The organism is Streptococcus sp. HMSC076H09, assembly GCF_001811765.1.
GTDB lineage: Bacteria > Bacillota > Bacilli > Lactobacillales > Streptococcaceae > Streptococcus > Streptococcus agalactiae.
In genome coordinates this window covers 1-19,420 of the sequence record NZ_KV806601.1, presented here as the reverse complement: position 1 = coordinate 19,420, position 19,420 = coordinate 1, and the positions used below count along the sequence as shown (strand labels likewise).

The 19,420-nt window shown below is 35.5% G+C and carries 15 protein-coding genes; 7 read left to right on the top strand and 8 right to left on the bottom strand.

Translation table 11 applies throughout. The features are described from left to right. Nucleotides 1-25 precede the first annotated feature (25 nt). The 3 genes from HMPREF2818_RS03745 to HMPREF2818_RS03735 all read left to right on the top strand — a co-directional run bounded on the left by HMPREF2818_RS03745 (nucleotide 26) and on the right by HMPREF2818_RS03735 (nucleotide 2,798). Nucleotides 26-712 carry a response regulator transcription factor gene (locus HMPREF2818_RS03745; protein WP_000161338.1) on the top strand — a complete coding sequence of 229 codons (687 nt, stop codon included), beginning with the start codon at nucleotides 26-28 and terminating at the stop codon, nucleotides 710-712. After that, nucleotides 709-2,097 carry a sensor histidine kinase gene (locus HMPREF2818_RS03740; protein ID WP_000730417.1) on the top strand — a complete coding sequence of 463 codons (1,389 nt, stop codon included), beginning with the start codon at nucleotides 709-711 and terminating at the stop codon, nucleotides 2,095-2,097. The genes HMPREF2818_RS03745 and HMPREF2818_RS03740 overlap by 4 nt, the downstream gene beginning before the upstream one ends. Before the next feature lie 92 nt (nucleotides 2,098-2,189). Further along, nucleotides 2,190-2,798 (top strand): hypothetical protein, encoded by a 609-nt coding sequence (locus HMPREF2818_RS03735; RefSeq protein ID WP_000903268.1) that lies wholly within the window; start codon nucleotides 2,190-2,192, stop codon nucleotides 2,796-2,798. Between the two features lie 86 nt (nucleotides 2,799-2,884). Here HMPREF2818_RS03735 and leuS read toward each other — a convergent pair whose 3' ends face one another. Next, nucleotides 2,885-5,386, bottom strand: coding sequence for a leucine--tRNA ligase (gene leuS, locus HMPREF2818_RS03730; RefSeq protein ID WP_000145178.1), 2,502 nt, complete (start codon nucleotides 5,384-5,386; stop codon nucleotides 2,885-2,887). A gap of 376 nt (nucleotides 5,387-5,762) precedes the next feature. Here leuS and HMPREF2818_RS03725 point away from each other — a divergent pair, with 376 nt between their 5' ends. Beyond that, nucleotides 5,763-7,010: an MFS transporter gene (locus HMPREF2818_RS03725; RefSeq protein WP_000074744.1), complete on the top strand. Its 1,248-nt coding sequence runs from the start codon at nucleotides 5,763-5,765 to the stop codon at nucleotides 7,008-7,010. Between the two features lie 42 nt (nucleotides 7,011-7,052). Here HMPREF2818_RS03725 and HMPREF2818_RS03720 read toward each other — a convergent pair whose 3' ends face one another. Beyond that, nucleotides 7,053-7,898 carry a patatin-like phospholipase family protein gene (locus HMPREF2818_RS03720; RefSeq protein WP_000953624.1) on the bottom strand — a complete coding sequence of 282 codons (846 nt, stop codon included), beginning with the start codon at nucleotides 7,896-7,898 and terminating at the stop codon, nucleotides 7,053-7,055. Nucleotides 7,899-8,102: 204 nt separating this feature from the next. On the opposite strand from HMPREF2818_RS03720, the gene HMPREF2818_RS03715 reads away from it, so the two are divergent. Then, on the top strand, nucleotides 8,103-9,299 hold the full coding sequence (locus HMPREF2818_RS03715; protein ID WP_000222146.1) for a glycosyltransferase: 1,197 nt from the start codon (nucleotides 8,103-8,105) through the stop codon (nucleotides 9,297-9,299). Between the two features lie 64 nt (nucleotides 9,300-9,363). Further along, on the top strand, nucleotides 9,364-10,569 hold the full coding sequence (locus HMPREF2818_RS03710; RefSeq protein WP_000409544.1) for a glycosyltransferase family 8 protein: 1,206 nt from the start codon (nucleotides 9,364-9,366) through the stop codon (nucleotides 10,567-10,569). Between the two features lie 46 nt (nucleotides 10,570-10,615). Here HMPREF2818_RS03710 and nusG read toward each other — a convergent pair whose 3' ends face one another. The 5 genes from nusG to pbp2a all read right to left on the bottom strand — a co-directional run bounded on the left by nusG (nucleotide 10,616) and on the right by pbp2a (nucleotide 16,599). Further along, entirely contained in the window at nucleotides 10,616-11,155 is a 540-nt protein-coding gene (gene nusG / locus HMPREF2818_RS03705) for a transcription termination/antitermination protein NusG (protein ID WP_000887149.1), read from the bottom strand. 205 nt (nucleotides 11,156-11,360) lie between these two features. Next, nucleotides 11,361-13,556, bottom strand: a complete 2,196-nt coding sequence (locus HMPREF2818_RS03700; protein WP_070518631.1) for a YSIRK-type signal peptide-containing protein — start codon at nucleotides 13,554-13,556, stop codon at nucleotides 11,361-11,363. Between the two features lie 311 nt (nucleotides 13,557-13,867). Continuing rightward, nucleotides 13,868-14,041 carry a preprotein translocase subunit SecE gene (gene secE, locus HMPREF2818_RS03695; protein ID WP_000497678.1) on the bottom strand — a complete coding sequence of 58 codons (174 nt, stop codon included), beginning with the start codon at nucleotides 14,039-14,041 and terminating at the stop codon, nucleotides 13,868-13,870. A gap of 35 nt (nucleotides 14,042-14,076) precedes the next feature. Further along, a complete protein-coding gene (gene rpmG, locus HMPREF2818_RS09755; RefSeq protein WP_000057521.1) occupies nucleotides 14,077-14,229 on the bottom strand; it encodes a 50S ribosomal protein L33 in 153 nt (50 codons plus the stop codon). Between the two features lie 48 nt (nucleotides 14,230-14,277). Continuing rightward, on the bottom strand, nucleotides 14,278-16,599 hold the full coding sequence (pbp2a, locus tag HMPREF2818_RS03690) for a penicillin-binding protein PBP2A (protein WP_000764803.1): 2,322 nt from the start codon (nucleotides 16,597-16,599) through the stop codon (nucleotides 14,278-14,280). 43 nt (nucleotides 16,600-16,642) lie between these two features. Here pbp2a and HMPREF2818_RS03685 point away from each other — a divergent pair, with 43 nt between their 5' ends. Further along, entirely contained in the window at nucleotides 16,643-17,527 is an 885-nt protein-coding gene (locus HMPREF2818_RS03685) for an RluA family pseudouridine synthase (RefSeq protein WP_000010476.1), read from the top strand. Between the two features lie 24 nt (nucleotides 17,528-17,551). Here HMPREF2818_RS03685 and HMPREF2818_RS03680 read toward each other — a convergent pair whose 3' ends face one another. Further along, complete coding sequence (locus HMPREF2818_RS03680) at nucleotides 17,552-19,192, bottom strand: zinc ribbon domain-containing protein (RefSeq protein WP_000459236.1); 1,641 nt, start codon at nucleotides 19,190-19,192, stop codon at nucleotides 17,552-17,554. Nucleotides 19,193-19,420: the final 228 nt, after the last annotated feature.

Genomic DNA, 19,420 nt, shown 5'->3' with positions numbered 1-19,420 from the left:
TATAACTATGGGTATTGAGGTATACATGACAAAAATAATTTATTTCGCTGATGATGAAAAGAATATTCGTGACTTGGTGGTTCCTTTTTTAGAACATGATGGTTTCACTGTTCGAGCATTTGAAACTGGAGACCTTCTCTTAGAAGCCTATAAAAACCAAAAACCCGATTTAGTTATATTAGACATAATGATGCCTGGAACTAATGGTTTAGATGTTATGAAAAGCATCCGCCAATATGATAATATTCCTATTATCATGTTAACAGCTAGAGATTCTGATGTTGATTTCATTACGGCTTTTAATTTAGGAACTGACGATTACTTCACCAAGCCTTTTTCACCTATAAAACTTAGTCTACATGTTAAAGCATTGTTCAAACGCCTTGATGAAAAAGCAATCAAAAATGACACTCAGTATCAGTTCCTAGATTTAACTCTGGATACCGAAAAGCGAATAGCCCTATTATCAAATGAAGAAATGCCCTTAACCAAGACAGAATTTGATTTTCTTTTAGTATTAATTGAAAAACCTGAAACTGCTTTTTCTAGGGAAACACTGCTTAATCGTATTTGGGGATTTGATGATATTGAAAGCAGAGCAGTTGATGACACTATTAAACGATTACGTAAAAAATTTAAGCAATACCACAGTCAGGTTAGTATCAAAACTGTCTGGGGTTACGGCTTCAAATTAATCAAAGAGGACAAATGAAAAAGAAAAGTTTAATTAGCAATCTTATCCTTATTAATAGCATCACTCTATTTCTTGGTTTTTACCTCATCTATTTTTCTGTCAACTATGTCATTAAAGACTATGTCCATCAAATGACAAGGAATTCCATGCAGGCGAATTTCACCATTTTAGATAGTATCTATAACAACAAGAAAATACCAGATGAAAATATGGTTAACCAAGATAGCATCTTTGTTTGGTCTTACTATGCTATTTTTGACCAGCATTATCGTATGAAATATGGCACTGATAATCATAAAAAAGAGAGCCATGATATTATTCGCTATCTTACCCAAAAAAGATTGTGGCAAATTTCTAAGGAAAAAGATGGTATGTTTGTAACCATCAAGAAAAAAACCTATTATGTAATGACCAAAGACTACTCTGGTATCCTTGTTGATGGTAGCATAAAAAAAGTTCCTAAAGCACAGTCGCAACTTTTTCATGTGATTAACTTTTCAGACATTACTTACACCCAGCATCTAATTACTAAAATTAATCATTTTCTTATAGTTATCTTAGTACTAACCTATATTCCCATGCTATTTATTATGAGGAAGACTTTCACTGGAATTAGAGAATCTATTCAATCAGTACAAACTTATATTTCCAGCCTTTGGAAAAATCAAGGCAATCATCAATCTAGTCAAAAAGAAATTGTCTTTTCTGATTTCGATCCTCTTCTACTTGAGAGCCAAGAAATGGCAAATCGAATCTACCAAGCAGAAGAGAGCCAAAGAAACTTCTTTCAAAATGCCTCCCACGAGTTACGGACACCTTTAATGTCCATCCAAGGATATACTGAGGGAGTTCAAGAGGGTATTATTGATGCCGAGCTCGCACACTCTGTTATTCTGCAAGAGAGCAAAAAAATGAAACAGCTCGTAGACGATATTATCTTACTCTCTAAATTAGATAGTAACTTAAGTGATCAAAAAGATGAATTTTCTTTAAATGAATTACTTAATAGTATTATTGCTTATTTCAAACCCCTAGCTAATAAACAAAAGATTAGTATTACTTATAGACCAGACAAGCATGAAAAGTTACTAAAAGGTAACGAAGAGTTGATTCAACGAGCTATCAATAATATCCTTAGTAACGCACTACGCTATGCTGTTTCTCATATTGAAATCTCTTACACAAATCAAAAACTAACTATCTCAAACGACGGACCAGCCATTTCAAAAGAAGACTTGCCTTATATTTTCGATCGCTTCTATAAAGGACATGGCGGCCAAACAGGTATTGGACTTGCAATGACTAAAGAAATTATCAAGCAACATCATGGTAATATCATCGCTGAGAGTGATTCGACCTCAACAACTTTTACGATTTATTTCAATTGCCACAAAATTGCCTAACTTTTCCTACAAAAATTCAAAGAAGTTATTGCTTTTTTAACCTATAATACCTATAGATCAAAAAGTTATTCTAAAAGAAAGTGAGTTTTTATATGTTACATTCTAAAAAAATACATTCCTTATCGCTTATTGCCGTTCTCTCTTTAGCAACATATACGAGTTTACAACCAAATCATGTAACGGCTGAACAATCACAAAAAACATCAACTGTTCATATGAGTCAAAAAACTATTGAACATAAGTTAAAAGTTGCAGATAAAGAAGCTGCTCCTCTCTACGCTAAAATCGACCATATCCAACGACATATTGAAGTCAAAAAAGCAAAAGATTTAAAAGTTATTGAATTGTATATTAACAAAGATATCAACCAACTAGAGAAGCAAAATAAACGTCTACTAACTAAATTCTATACTTCTATTGATAATCAAACATGGGATAGCACAAGTGAAGTCAAAAAATTGATTGATAAGACAAACCTATCCACTAACGAAAAAGATAGATTAAAATTATATTTTGAACAACGTGCTTACCTTGAGACAAGGTTGAACGACCGCTATCAAAAATTTGATAACTCTATTGAAAACCAAAATAAAGAACTAAAAATATTAACGTCAAAAATAGAAAAAATCTATCAAAAACATGGTATTACAAAAGAGGTATTAAAAACTTACTATGCTAAAAAAACAGTACGAGCTGACTGATTTAGCTAAAAATAGAAAAATCCCAAAAGTTAAACTTTTGGGATTTTATACGCGTAAATATCACTATTTCTAGTAAAATCTTTATCTTATTTCACCACAATATTAACGAGTTTGTTTGGTACTGCGATGACTTTGATGATGTCTTTGCCTGCGATTTCGGCTTGGACTTTTTCGTTAGCAAGAGCAAGATCTTGCAATTCTTCGCGTGAAAGGTCTTTAGCAACGACGAGTTTAGCTTTGACCTTACCTTTGATTTGGACAACGATTTCGATTTCGTTTTCAACCAATTTGCTTTCGTCATAGCTTGGCCATGGCACGTAAGAGATTGACTGTCCTGAGGCTGTCAAGACTTGCCAGAGTTCTTCACCTAAGTGCGGTGCGAATGGTGCAATCAATTGAACAAAGCCTTTGGCATAGTCGCTAAAGAGTTTGTCTTCCTTGTTGGCTGCATTGACAAAGACCATGAGTTGAGCGATAGCTGTGTTGAATTTCATTTGGTCAACTTGCTCAGTAACTGCCTTAACAGTTTCGTTGTAAACCTTGTCAAGAGCTCCGCTATTTTCCTCAGTGATCTCTTTAGTCGTGATCAAACGGTAAACACGGTCCAAGAACTTACGTGAGCCTTCAAGACCTTCTTCAGACCAAGCGATTGAAGCATCGAGTGGTCCCATGAACATCTCGTAAACACGAAGGGTGTCAGCACCGTACTGCTCAACAACATCATCTGGATTGACAACGTTCTTAAGTGATTTAGACATCTTAGCAGGTGCTTGTTCAAGCTCTTCACCAGTTTCCACATGGAAGAAGCTGCCATCACGTTTTTCAACCTTGTCAGTTGCCACAAGAGCACCACGGCTGTCGCGGTAGCTTGTTCCCAAAATCATCCCTTGGTTAAAGAGTTTTTGGAATGGCTCTTTGGTAGGTACGACACCGAGATCATAAAGAACCTTGTGCCAGAAGCGAGCATAGAGAAGGTGAAGCACGGCATGCTCTGCACCACCGACATAGATATCAACTGGCAACCATTGTTTGAGGAGTTCCTCGTCAGCTAGTTTTTCAGTGTTGTGTGGATCGATGTAGCGGAGATAGTACCAGCTTGAACCTGCCCATTGTGGCATGGTGTTGGTCTCACGACGACCTTTAACGCCATCTTCACGAGTGACTTCCAACCAGTCTGTCAAGTTAGCAAGTGGGCTCTCACCAGTACCTGAAGGACGGATATCCTTAGTAACTGGAAGAACTAGTGGCAATTCGCTCTCAGGAACCGCAGTTGATGTTCCATCTTCCCAGTGGATGATTGGGATTGGCTCACCCCAGTAACGCTGACGGCTGAAGAGCCAGTCACGAAGACGGTAAGTAACTTTCTCATTACCAACACCTTCTGCTTCAAGCCACTCGACCATTTTGGCAATAGCTGCCGCTTTGTCGAGACCATCTAGGAAGTCTGAGTTGATGTGAAGACCGTCTTCTGTAAAGGCAGCCTCTTCAACATTCCCACCTTCAAGAACTGGAATGATGTCTAGGTTGAATTGTTTTGCGAATTCCCAGTCACGTTCATCGTGAGCTGGAACTGCCATGATAGCACCTGTACCGTAGCTAGCAAGGACATAGTCCGCAATCCAAACTGGAATTTCTTTACCATTAACTGGGTTAATGGCATAGGCACCTGTCCAGACACCAGTTTTTTCTTTGGCAAGGTCTGTACGAGCAAGGTCTGATTTGAGACTCGCTTGACGTTTGTATTCGGCAACGGCTTCTGCTTGGTCAGCTGTTGTAATAGCATCAACCAAGGCATGCTCAGGAGCAAGAACTGCGTAAGTCGCACCAAAAAGGGTGTCAGGACGTGTTGTAAAGACAGTGAAGTCCTTATCTGTATCCTTAACCTTGAAGGTTACATTAGCACCAGTTGATTTACCAATCCAGTTGCGTTGCATGTCCTTGATTGACTCTGGCCAGTCAACTTCTTCCAAGTCTTCCAGCAAGCGCTCTGCATAGGCAGTGATTTTGAGCATCCATTGGCGCATTGGTTTTCTGACAACTGGGTAGCCACCACGTTCTGATGTACCATCTGGAAGAACCTCTTCGTTGGCGATAGCTGTTCCCAATTCTTCAACCCAGTTAACTGGAACTTCAGCTTCGTAAGCTAGACCTTTTTCATAAAGCTTGGTAAAGATCCACTGTGTCCACTTGTAGTAGTTAGGGTCAGTTGTGTTAACTTCACGATCCCAGTCGTATGAGAAACCAAGAGCATTAATCTGGCGTTTGAAGTTAGCGATGTTTTCAGCTGTAAACTCAGCTGGGTCATTACCAGTATCCATAGCGTACTGCTCAGCAGGAAGTCCAAAAGCATCCCAACCCATTGGGTGGAGGACATTGTGACCTTGGGCACGTTTGAAACGGCTGAGAATATCCGTTGCTGTATAGCCTTCTGGGTGACCAACGTGGAGACCAGCTCCAGATGGGTATGGGAACATATCTAGGGCATAAAACTTAGGTTTTGATGCGTCTGTTCCTGTTTTAAAGGTATGATTATCTGCCCAAAAAGCTTGCCATTTGGGTTCGATTTCTTTGTGATTATAGAATGTCATCGCACTTCTCCATGTCAAAAAAGTATAGTCTTCTTATTATAACACGAAAAATAGCAATAAAAAAGGTGAAAATACCCTCAACAGCAGGTTCTCTCCCCACTTATCCTTGACAATAAACTAAACTTACTCTATACTATTTCCAAATGACATAATGCTTTAACCGTGTCCTGTGAGACATATAAGCGACCAAAATAGGATTCTATACAGAAATCCTACTATTTTTGCGAGCGTTTATAGAACTCAAGGGTAGCAGCTTGAGTTTTTTCTTTTACATTATAATGAGTTGAAGCAGCTATGACATCTCTGTTTTAGAATTTTTTCTATTGACAGTATTTAATAACGGTGGTCTGTGAGCCATCATTAAAGGAGGAGACTTATGTCACCATTAAATATCAATAAGAATAATTGGCGCGCCCTAATCGCTGCCATTGTCGCATCCGGAACCGATGATTTAAATATCATGTTCCTTGCATTTTCTATGTCAACTATCATTACTGATCTTCATTTATCTGCGGCACAGGCTGGTTGGATTGGGACAATTACCAACTTGGGAATGCTCGTGGGAGGACTAATCTTTGGTTTATTAGCTGATCGCTACAATAAATTTAAAGTTTTCAAATGGACGATTCTAATCTTTTCAATCGCAACTGGTTTAGTTTTCTTCACTACTAATTTATCATATCTCTATATCATGCGCTTCATTGCAGGAATTGGCGTTGGTGGCGAATATGGTATCGCTATTGCCATTATGGCAGGAATTGTCCCAACTAATAAAATGGGCCGGATTTCTTCACTAAATGGTATCGCTGGTCAAGTTGGATCTATTAGCTCAGCACTCTTAGCAGGATGGCTAGCTCCAGCACTCGGTTGGCGGGGACTTTTTCTCTTTGGCCTTCTCCCTATAGTTCTCGTCCTATGGATGCAATTTGCTGTTGATGATAAAGATATCTTAGATCAATATAATACAGACGCAGATGATGAACCTCTAGATATCAGTATAAAAGCTTTATTTGATACTCCTGTATTAGCCACACAGAGCCTAGCACTAATGGTTATGACAACTGTTCAGATTGCCGGATACTTTGGCATGATGAACTGGTTACCAACTATTATCCAAACCAACTTAAACGTTTCTGTCAAGAATTCATCATTATGGATGATTGCAACCATTCTTGGAATGTGCCTTGGCATGCTAGTATTTGGTCAATTGTTAGATAAATTTGGACCGCGTTTAGTATACGGGTGTTTCCTTCTATCATCTGCAATTTGTGTCTATCTCTTTCAATTCGCAACAACAATGCCTTCTATGATTATAGGCGGGGCAGTTGTCGGATTCTTTGTTAATGGTATGTTTGCAGGCTATGGTGCCATGATTACACGTCTCTATCCACATCATATTCGTTCAACAGCTAACAATCTTATCTTAAATGTTGGTCGTGCAATAGGTGGCTTTTCATCTGTTATCATCGGAATGATTCTAGACGTTTCAAATGTCTCTATGGTCATGCTTTTCTTAGCAAGTCTCTATATCGTTAGTTTTTTATCAATGCTAAGCATTAAGCAATTAAAACGTCAAAAATATCACACTAATTTAACACAATTAGATGTCAAACCAACTGACTGATATTACAAAACAGTATTCCTCAATTGAGAAATACTGTTTTCTTTATTTCATTAGATAACTATTCAGCTCAGGCATCACACTTTTAGCATCTTTCATACCAAGCTGATAAATACTATCAAGTTTATCCGGATTCTTCTCTAAGCGGCCAATAACCAAGCTCTTACTCGGTCTAATTGCAAATAGATCGCCTGTTTTTTCAAGGCTCATGACCTTTTCAAGACTATTATTATACTGTTGGTACCGATTCGAGGCTGTCTTTACAAAATTAGGATATTTCCTATACAGAGTTTTATACAATCGTCCACTTGAAGGCTTTTTCTGATAATTGAGCGGCCTAGTCATCACAACAATCAACTTGTCAAATCCTAAACCACGGGCAAAATCAACGGGAATACTATCAGATAAACCACCATCTAAGTACTTTTTCCCCTGCCAATCAACCATCTTTGAGACTACTGGTAATGCTGAACTAGCACGTAAAATTTCCATTTGTTCAAAAACACTATCAATTTTAAAATATTCAGGTTTACCAGATGTCATCTCTGTAGCAACTACGTAAAAATCAATACTTGATTTTTTAAATGCTTCATCGTCAAATACATCCAATTTCATAGGAACTTCATAATAGGTGAAATCTTTATTAACAAAATTCCCTGTTCGAAACCATGACCTTAGACTCATATATTTAGGGTGGGATAAATACTTTTTATTGTATCGCAAAGCCCTCTCTCGTTGTCTAGATACAAAATTAACACCAAACAATGCACCAGCAGAGACAGATACGATACCATCTATTTTTATTCCTGCATCTAGAAAAGCATCTAAAACTCCAGCAGTATAAAGACCTCTCATTCCGCCACCCTCTAAAACTAAACCAACAGACAACATAGGCAATCACTTTCTAATATTGATATTTGATTAAAGTATAGCAAAATATAGCTGTTTTTTCTGAAAAAGAATATGTTGTACTATATAAACTCCATAATTAATTTAATAATAATTTCTGAATCACACTCACCTATGATAGAATAATACTAATAGTTTTTAAATTTATATTTACTATATCTAACTAATATAAATAAAGGATTTTTTATGACTTATCAAAAAACAGTTGTTTTGGCTGGTGATTATTCCTACATTAGACAAATTGAAACCACATTAAAATCTCTCTGTGTCTATCATGAGAATCTCTCAATTTTTATTTTTAATCAAGATATTCCTCAAGAATGGTTTTTAGCTATGAAAGATAGGGTTGGACAAACTGGAAATCAAATTCAGGATGTAAAGCTCTTCCATGATCACTTATCCCCAAAATGGGAAAATAAAAAGCTTAATCATATTAATTATATGACCTATGCTCGTTATTTCATACCTCAGTACATCTCAGCTGATACAGTTTTATATCTTGACTCTGACTTAGTTGTTACTACTAATTTAGATAACCTCTTTCAAATTTCACTAGACAATGCATATTTAGCTGCAGTTCCAGCTCTTTTTGGGCTTGGATATGGGTTTAATGCTGGAGTAATGGTAATTAACAACCAACGTTGGCGACAAGAAAATATGACTATTAAATTAATTGAAAAAAATCAAAAGGAAATTGAGAATGCCAACGAAGGGGATCAAACAATTCTTAATCGCATGTTTGAAAATCAGGTAATTTATTTAGATGATACCTACAATTTTCAAATTGGTTTTGATATGGGAGCTGCTATCGATGGGCATAAATTTATTTTTGACATCCCAATTACCCCACTCCCAAAAATTATTCACTACATTTCGGGAATCAAACCTTGGCAAACATTATCAAATATGAGACTCCGTGAGGTATGGTGGCACTATAATTTACTTGAATGGTCAAGTATCATATCTAGTAAAAAAGTATTTGGTTTAGACCACCCAATTAAAACACAAAATTATCGTCTCAATTTCCTTATTGTTACAACTTCTGATTGTATACCATCTATCTCAGAATTAGTCACTGCCCTTCCAGATTGTCTATTTCACATTGCAGCACCAACAGTTATGTCTGACATTCTTATAAGCCTATTAGCTTTTGAAAATATCCGCCTTCATAAAACTTACACTCCACCTATTATTGATAAATTATTAGCAGAAGCTGATATTTATCTTGATATTAATGTTTTTGGAAAAATGGAGGGCATTCTACAGAAAATGTCACAATCTGAAAAACCAATTCTTACTACAAGAGAATGCAATAGCCAGCTTGTTCCAGAAACAGTTTTTGCATCTATCGATGATTTAATTAATTATCTTCAGTCTATATAAAAAAATTGGCATCCATTCACTATATACCCAACATTATTCTAAACACTTAACTAGGAGAATTTAAATGGAAAAAGCAGTTGCACTTGCAGTTGATTCAAACTACTTGGATAAAGCCTTAGTAACAATAAAGTCTATTTGTGTTTATAATAGAAATATAACTTTTTATTTATTCAATCAAGATACCCCAGTTGAATGGGTACGTAATATAAACAGGAAACTAGAGCCTCTAGGATCAAAACTGATTAATGTTAAAATATATAACTATGATATTGCTCATCTAACGACTTTTCTAACTGTTAGTACATGGTTTAGATTATTTTTAGCAGATTATATACCTAGTTCACGTGTACTTTATTTAGATTCAGATATTATCGTTAACACTAATCTTGATTACTTATTTGAACTAGATTTTAAAGGTTATTACTTAGCAGCCGTCAAAGATCCCCATAAAAATGAAGAAGGAGGGTTTAATGCTGGCATGCTTTTAGCTAATCTAGAACTATGGCGGGAAGATGGGCTCACTAAAACATTACTAAAAACAGCTGAAGAACTCCACCGAGTTGTCAAAACAGGGGATCAAAGTATCTTGAACATTGTTTGCCATAATCGTTGGTTATCTCTGAACAAAACATGGAACTTTCAAACTTATGATGTCGTTAGCCGCTATAATCATCGATCTTATTTATATCTAAACATAGAAAATAGAACTCCTAATATTATACATTTTTTAACTAGTGACAAACCTTGGAATGAAAATAGCGTTGCAAGGTTTAGAGAACTATGGTGGTATTACTTCCAACTTGATTTTTGCCAATTAACCGGCAAGCAAAGAAAAGTGATTTCTTACGAAAAGTCCATGGAATTGCTTTCTGTTTCAGATATTCATCTTTTCACTCTTACATCTTCCGATAATTTAGAACACATTGAATCGCTAATTTGTAGATGTCCTACTGTTCAATTCCATATTGGTGCCTACACAACAGTGTCAAATAAACTTAGCAAACTAGAACAATATCCAAATGTCCTAGTTTACCCTGAATTAATTGAGGCAAGAATTGAAAAATTAATAACATTAGCCACTGCATACCTTGATATTAATCATGGTCCAGAAGTAGGTAATATTTTACAAAGAGTTCATTTGAAACAAAAGCCAATTTATTCTTTCAACAACACGTCTCATCAAGAGAATATAACCAAACATATCGTTAATCATAATTCTATTGATAATATGGTTGTTTTAATTAACGAATTAAACCTAAATCAATTATAAATTAACAAAAATCCATCTTTATTTTAAGATGGATTTTTCAGAAGTTTTATAATTCTGCAACTTGGTACAACTCAAGTTCTGCTTGTGTTTCTGAGCCGAACATGTTGATCATTAATTTAACTTTGTTATTCTCAATCTCAACTACACGTCCTTCTTGTCCGATGAAAGCACCATCAATGATTTGAACAACATCACCTTCCTTGATATTAGTATCAAAGACATCAACGGTTTGTCCCATTGAGATGAGTATTGAACGAATCTCTTCTTCTAACAACGGTGTTGGTTTAGAGCGATTGCCGTGTGATCCAACAAATCCAGTAACGTTTGGAGTATTACGAACAACAAACCAGGCTTCATCAGTCATTACCATTTCCACAAGTACATAACCCGGGAAGCGATTTTCTTCAATTTCTTTTGTTTTCCCATTTTTCTCAACATTTACAGTTTGAGTAGGGATTTCCACACGCAAAATGTTGTCTAACATATTATAAGTTTGCGCACGTTGCAAGAGATTTTCCTTTACTTTATTTTCATAACCTGAGTAGGTTTGGAGTACAAACCAACCCTTATCAAAAGAATCTAACATAAGTTTTCCTTTCCTTAATAAAAAAGCCTTTTACGGCTTATTGGACTGCTATTTTCAATATATATTATAAAGAAAATAAAATAAGCTGTCAATTAAAGTACCGACTAAATCATTCTAAAATTCAAATAAAAAAGGCAAAGTTCTGATGAGGTTTGCCTTAAGATTTTGAAAGGATAGACCTTTCGGTTTATGTTTAAAAATAAATTTAATTTTTTTTATGCTTTAAAACTATCGTAATAAGACCTGCACTTAACATAACAATTAGTGATACAATTGCTAAGAGTGGACTTGCGGCTTCACCCGTTGATGGTAATTTTTTACTATACTTTTTGTTTTCAATAGCTTTTTTAGCCGCCAAGTTTCCGCTAGTATTAACCGATTTTTTGGTTGCTGGTTTGGCCTCTGGTTTAGCTTCTAGCTTAGCCTCTGGTTTAGCTTCTGACTTAGCCTCTGGTTTAGCTTCTGGCTTAGCCTCTGGTTTAACGTCTGGTTTAGCTTCTGGCTTAACGTCTGGCTTAGCTTCTGGTTTGGCCTCTGGCTTAGCTTCTGGCTTAGCTTCTGGCTTAGCTTCTGGCTTAGCTTCTGGTTTGGCCTCTGGCTTAACGTCTGGTTTAGCTTCTGGCTTAACGTCTGGTTTAACGTCTGGCTTAGCCTCTGGTTTGGCCTCTGGCTTAACGTCTGGTTTAACGTCTGGTTTAACGTCTGGCTTAGCTTCTGGCTTAACGTCTGGTTTGGCCTTTGGTTTAACGTCTGGCTTAGCTTCTGGTTTAACGTCTGGCTTAGCTTCTGGTTTAACGTCTGGCTTAGCTTCTGGCTTAACGTCTGGTTTGGCCTCTGGCTTAACGTCTGGTTTGGCCTCTGGTTTGGCTTCTGGTTTGGCTACTTTTTTATCTTTTAATTCTAAACTTTGTAAAGCATCACGTAGCTTGTTAGCTAATTGATTTGCTTGATCAGTGGTAATAAATTTTCCCTCTTCCACATGATCATAAGCTTGGTCAACAGCTTTTTGAACTGCAAGTATATCTACGTATTTGTCCTTTACTTGATCATCTTTAAGCAGATCTTTAGCTTGATTATACCATGTAGTCAATCTTGTCAAGGCTTCTGGTGACAAAGCTGGTTTTGCAGCTTCTGTAGGTGCTTGTTTAGGTACTTGAATATTTGGTTTGGCCTCTGGTTTGGCTTCTGGCTTAACGTCTGGTTTTTTATCTTCTTTAGTACCTCTGGTAAGGTCTTGAAGTTCTTTTAAAAGCTTTTTGACTTCATCAAGCATTTTTTTTGCTTCATCAAGTCCACTTTGACCAGTCCAAACACTCCTATTTCCGAAAGTTTGTTTATCTCTAAACCTATTCAAATAAGTTCCCACAGAGTCTGCATAATATCCAGGTGTAGGCAAAATACTTTTATGCTTTTCATAAATTTCTTTAGCCTTTTTAGATAACGCTAATCCTTTTGAACTTATTCTTTCAATTTTTTTAGCATACTGCTTTTGTAAGTTTTTCTGGGCAACTTCCTGTGCTGCTTGCTTAATACTATTTAAAGCATTCATTGCAGCAGTAATATTGAGCTTACCTTCATTATACTGTTTCACTACATTATCAATTGCAGTATTATATCTCAACATTTCATCGTTAGATAAATTTTCTAACTTAGCAATTTCTTGCTTTTTACCATTGGCCTGATTTACCAACGTTTCTTTATTGGAATTAACAACTTTTTTAGCTTCTGCTACAAACTCATCAACTTGACTCTTAGTGCTAGCTCTTTGAATTTTTTCTTTATATTCTTCTAAGACTTCGGGGCTTATATTTTTTATTAAGGCCACGTCATTTTGAGCCATTTGCTTAGCTTTTGTTGATTCAGCATTATTCAGTTGCGTGGCTTGAGTTACAAATTTAAGAATAAGTTGCGAATCTTTTGAAGAGCTAATAGATTTAACTAAAATATCTTTTTGGTCTGATGAAAGGAAACCTAATGACTTAATGATATCTTGAGAACGTCTTGACTGCTTACCTAGTTCTTGATCACTAACTTTAGCATGTGTAGTTACACTTGGTTTATTTTGCTTACCAATTTGTCCTTGATATAAAATATTTCTAATTTCTGCTTCAGTACTATTAATTAATTGTGGAAGTGTATCCTGTGATGCTCTATTAAAATCATTTACTCTACTTAAAAGTATAGCAATAGCTTTGTCATTACCACGATATTTAGAAATCAAATTCTTCAGAGTAACCGCCCCTAAATTAACTTGTTTCTTATGAGGAATTGAATCCGATATTCCTGAACTAGTATCCGCGTGTACAATACCACTACATACAGCAAACGCTGCTGACATTGAGGCCAAACCATAAGCTGTTTTTCTTAAAAAGTATTTTACTTTTTTTTCGTTATTATTCATATTCGCTCCTTTATATAGTTAGTTGAAAATCCTAATTTATTAGGATAGGACCACGTTTATTTTAATTTAATTTGAGTTCCTTAACTAATTATATAACTTGGAGTTTTTTATTTCAACACTTTTCTTTAATTTATTTACATTTTATTAAAATAAACATCTTTTTTTTAATGTTTTTTTGCTCAACAATCTAGTAAAAATAATCAAAAGATTATTTTTTTATAATTTAATCGGATATATATGTTATTTTCCACACAAAAAACCCTTAGTAAAATCTAAGGGTTTGGGTTGTTTCTATCTAAAATAATCTATTATTAAAATCGATTAATCAAGTCCATGACTCCTGCGGCTAACAGTTTGTCAAAGATGTAGATAACGATTGTGAAAAATACAGTGTATTCCAAGATGGAAATAAAATCTTTCCAACGTTGTTTTCGATTTGGCCAAGTAGTGTCACGCAATACTTGAAAAATCCCTTTGACAAACATTATCAGTTCTCCTTTTTGCAGTTTGTTACGCTATATCAACGCGTTTCTTTGTGTATTGTATACTTCTTACAATATTTACAAAATTTATTTACTTCTAGTCGTGTTGGCTTGGGGGTGCTACTTACTCCGATTGAGTAATTTCGGCTTCCGCATTCTGTACACGCTAGGCTTGCTTTCTTTTGTGCCATAACGCCTCCATAAGTGCTATTTTAACATGATTTGTATAATCCTGCAAGCTATCTAAAGTAGTCCTTTAGACTATTCCAAGCATCTTTTACCTTCTCTTGGAAATTTGAATCTTCCACCGCTCTAGAAATATCTTGTGCAGCCTTACTTGCCGAATCTTTTAAATCATTAATAATTGAGCGTGATTCTTGGTTCGTTGTATTACTAGCATCTTGTGCATTATAAACTGAACCAATACCGTTTTGGAAATAAGCATTCTCAATATGAGTAAAACTAGACCCCTTAGTATACGGTAGTATATATGAAGCTTGCGTGCTAAATATATTTGAAGCTGTACCTGCACTAGAATCTGTCAAATAATGGTGTTTATCTGTGTTCTTAAAGCCAACCCATTGACTAATAACGACATCAGGCGTATAGCCGACTACCCACTGGTCTCCAGATAAATTGGGGTTAAAATCTGTTTCGGTTGTTCCAGTTTTACCTGCCATTGTATAACCATAAACATTGGCATTAATAGCTGTACCATTTGAGAATGTTCCTAACATCATACTAGTCATTTTACTAGCCACTGAGCGACTAATAACTCGCTTAGGCTTATCTGTAAATTGCTTTACTAATTTTCCATTAGCTGTCTCAATTCGAGTAATCAAATGAGCGCGATGCATTATACCGTCATTTGCAAAAGTTGAGTAAGCTTGTGCCATTTCTAAAGGATTAGTGGTTACACTTCCACCTAGCGCCACTCCTAGCTCTTTGTTTGCTGATGACATATTTAGACCAAACTTCCTGCCATAAGTAAAGGCTTTATTGATTCCTAGTTTGTCTAAAGTATAAACAGCAGGAATATTATAAGAATTAGCTAGTGCTTGATACATCGGGATACTTTCAGTCTCAATCCCACCATAGTTACTTGGTTTATAACCATGAAAATCTTGAACTTTATTAGGAAGTTCTTTATCTATTGACCATCCTGAAGCAATAGCTGGTGAATAAACAACTAAAGGTTTTATGGTTGAGGCTGGACTTCTCTTTGATTGAGTCGCGTAGTTAAAACTTCTAAACTGTGCATCTTTAGTACTTTGAACACGTCCAACTAAACCTCTTACACCACCAGTTTTTGGATCTAAAGCTACGCTAGCACCTTGGGCAGATTGACCATCATAGTCAGATACAGGGAAGAGGCTAGTATCATCAAATGTTTTTTGCATTCCTGATTGATAATTTTGATCTAATGCAGTGTAAATCTTATAGCCATTATTGACAATATCTTTTTCTGAAATACCATAAGTATCAATGGCTTCATTGACAACAGCATCAAAATAGGATGGGTACCTGTAATCATTAATTTTACCAGCATAGGTATCTGCTAATCTATTTTTCATACCAATTGAAGCAGCTTCTTTAGCTTGAGACTTGGTTAGTTTACCTGCATCAACCATCGCTGCCAAAACAGTATCTCTTCGGTTAGTTGCATTTTCAACAGAATAATAAGGATTATAAACTTCTGGTCCTTTAAGCATTCCAGCAAGTGTAGCAGCCTCATCTACTGTCAAATTAGCAGCACTGGTTCCAAAATATTTCCTACTAGCATCTTCCACACCCCAAACACCATTACCAAAATAAGAGTTATTAAGATACATGGTCAGAATCTCAGCCTTGCTATATTTCTTAGTCAATTCTAGCGCTAAAAAGAATTCACGCGCCTTGCGTTTAATCGTTTGGTCCTGTGACAAGTAAGCATTTTTTGCTAATTGCTGGGTAATAGTTGAGCCTCCGCCAAATTTCCCAAGTGTAGCTACTGCCAAAAAAAATCGCTTAAAGTTTACACCATTATTTTCATAAAAAGTTCTATCTTCAGTTGCTATAACAGCATTTTTGAGATGATCAGAAATAGCATTTAACTCTACATAAGTTCCCTTTTGTCCCGAAAGTTTTCCAGCATATTCTTTATTCTTATCATAAATGGTGGTGGTTGTTTTTAGAGCACTCTGTAAATCACTAACTGTAGCAGTTTTAGAAAGATAAAAAAGATAGCTACCAAATATAAGAATAAAAGCCATTAAGGCGATAAAAAGCAACTTCCCAATACGATAGCGCCGCCAAAAACGACGGATAGGATTTTTAGGAGAAGGGAGGTAACGATCAACTTTTTGTAGCCATTCAGGTCGAGATTTAGCATTTTCCTTTTGGTGACGAATGCCTCGCTGATACTGGGATTTACTAGGTCGGGTAATATCATCAATATCATAGACTTCTTCGCCATCCAAATTGCTAGTTTCTTCTCTAGTTTCTTGTTCATTTTTTCTTGTCATTTCGTCGTTGTCTTCATCAACACGAAATAAGTCTATAAACTTATCAAATAATTTCATAGACTTATTATATCAATTTTCAATAAAATGCTATAATAAAACCATGTCATTTTCATTAAAAATTAGAAATCCATACGGTGAACATACCGTTAAAGAACTCCTTGAAGATTATTTTTTGATTCCACGTAAGATTAGACATTTTTTGCGTGTTAAAAAACATGTACTTATAAACAATGAATTTATTAATTGGCAAACTGTCGTCCAAGAAAACGATACTATTACCTTAATCTTTGATGATGAGGATTACCCTACTAAAAAAATTCCTCTGGGCAGAGCAGAGCTTATTGATTGTCTTTATGAGGATGAACATCTTATTATCGTTAATAAACCTGAAGGTATGAAAACTCACGGTAACCAACCAAATGAAATAGCACTGTTAAATCATGTATCTGCCTATTCTGGACAAACATGCTATGTTGTTCATCGCCTAGATATGGAGACCAGTGGAGCTGTTTTATTTGCTAAAAATCCATTTATACTTCCCCTTATCAATCAACGCTTAGAACGAAAAGAAATTTGGCGTGAATATTGGGCTTTAGTTGAAGGAAAATTTTCACCTAAGCATCAAGTTTTGAGAGACAAAATTGGACGGAACCGTCATGACAGACGTAAACGAATCATTGATTCTAAAAACGGTCAACATGCTATGACAATCATTGACGTTTTGAAGTATATCCAAAATAGTAGTCTCATAAAATGCCGACTGGAAACCGGAAGAACCCATCAAATTCGCGTTCACTTATCTCATCATGGACATCCCTTAATAGGAGACCCCCTCTACAACCCTTCTTCTAATAATGAAAGGTTAATGCTACACGCTCACCGATTGACTCTATCTCATCCATTAACTTGCGAAACTATTAGCGTAGAGGCCCCTTCATCTACTTTCGAGAAGATTTTAAACAATTATAAAAAAGGAGTTGGATAATAATTATCCAACTCCTTTTAATCATTATTGCTTAGTTAATGGCTTACTGAGTAGTGGTTTATGGTAATCAAATTCTCCATCACTAGATGTCTGCCAGATCACTGGGATGATCTTATTCCCTTCAATTTTTATTCCATAGGCGTATTTAACTTTAAGACCACCGATACCTCCTGTTACAAAAGTTGTAGTATCAGTACCTGATTCATATTGATAAAGGTAGAGCCCATTTCCCTTATCCTCCAACTTCGTAACTTTAGCAGAATGGTTACTTTCCTTAGATTTACTATCCTTGTAAACTTTTTTCTGAGTAACTTTACCATCCTTATCAAAAGTCATCGTTACTGTACCGTCCTCAACTTCACCTTTCCAACTTCCTACAAGGTTCTCTGGAAAAATGGAAACGGGATCAGCCTTAACTTTATTAGTTTCCTTAGCTACTGTGATATCTTTTTTACCATCATTAGAAATAAGGTAACTATTTCCCGATTTTTTCATAATAAAATTACCAGTTAAATTCTGAATAATGTGGCCATATGTTTTCTTATCAGGATCTGTTGATTTATCATAATTAAAATCATAATCGGCAGCAAAATTAACTTGATAACTTTCTTTCCCAACCTGTGTCATTTTATTAAGGACAATATTAGGAATAGTGAAATGGCTCGCTTTACGATTATCAGTTACAAATTTTGCTTTAATACTTTCTTTCAATCCTTTGTAAAAATCATTTTCGGCACCTTTTTCAAAAACTGTTCCTAAAGTCTGAGGGTCTTGCCCAGTTGATACATAAAGTATCAATTGATTGAAAGCAGTTATCAATTTCTGTCCAGCTTCTTTTTCATTTAATAAACCATCAACATCTAATTTGATTGTCTGATTATCAGCGATAGAGATTAATTTTTGTTTATGAGAGGTTATCTCACCATCATTAAAAACTTTTTTGATATAAGCTTTTGAACCATCAGTCACTGGATAATTCTCTACGGAATGGCTACCATCTTTTAATTTAGCAATACGATTATCACCAAAATAAAGATTACCATCCATAAGATTACTTGTTACTGTAAAAGATTTAAAAGCGACCGATAAATCAATAGTTTGGTTTTTACCATCATAATCTTTTTTGAGTTTAATCTCTTTTCCGTCACTAGTCCCTTCAAGGCTAGCAGTATAATGGGTTCTAGGTAAACGTTCCACCGTTACTGAAAAATGATCTGAATTGCTTGTCGCGACCTTTTTTTGATTCAACAAAACATCCAATTTAGGAACATTGGTTTTCAAGGTCAAAGACATAGGCTTATTAGCAATACGATAATCAGGGAATATACCTAAGCGACTACCTACACGCTTTAGATACATTGAATCATTTTTGTTTCCTTCTTTTATTTCCTGCCCTAATTTACGCGCCTCACTTTTAGACAAGGGCTCAAAATTAGCGTAATTGGCCTCATCATTTGTGATAGATTCTCCCGTATCTGACCAAACCATGTATTCTTTAATATTATCAAACGCTTGACCTGACGTACGAGAACGTGCTGCTACAAAACGACTAAGTACTTGTCCCTTTGAAAAATAAAAGAATCCTAGACTCAGAAGTGATACTAAAACTATACCAAAAATAACTAAGCACACTTTAACAACTTTTTTCTTAAAAAAATCAAACATACCTTATCCTCTCATTCACTTTATATTAAAGTAAATTGCTTAAAGAAAAGTTACAACACTGATAAAACAGCTGTATTTGTACTTGTAACCGCTATTTTTCTATTATAACAAAACGAAAAAAGGATTGAAACCATAATCCGATTTCAACCTCTAAAATTTTTGTCTATGATTATACTAAGTCCTGCAAGAAGCTTTCTCCAATCATCGCAGTATCAACACCAAAGTTAT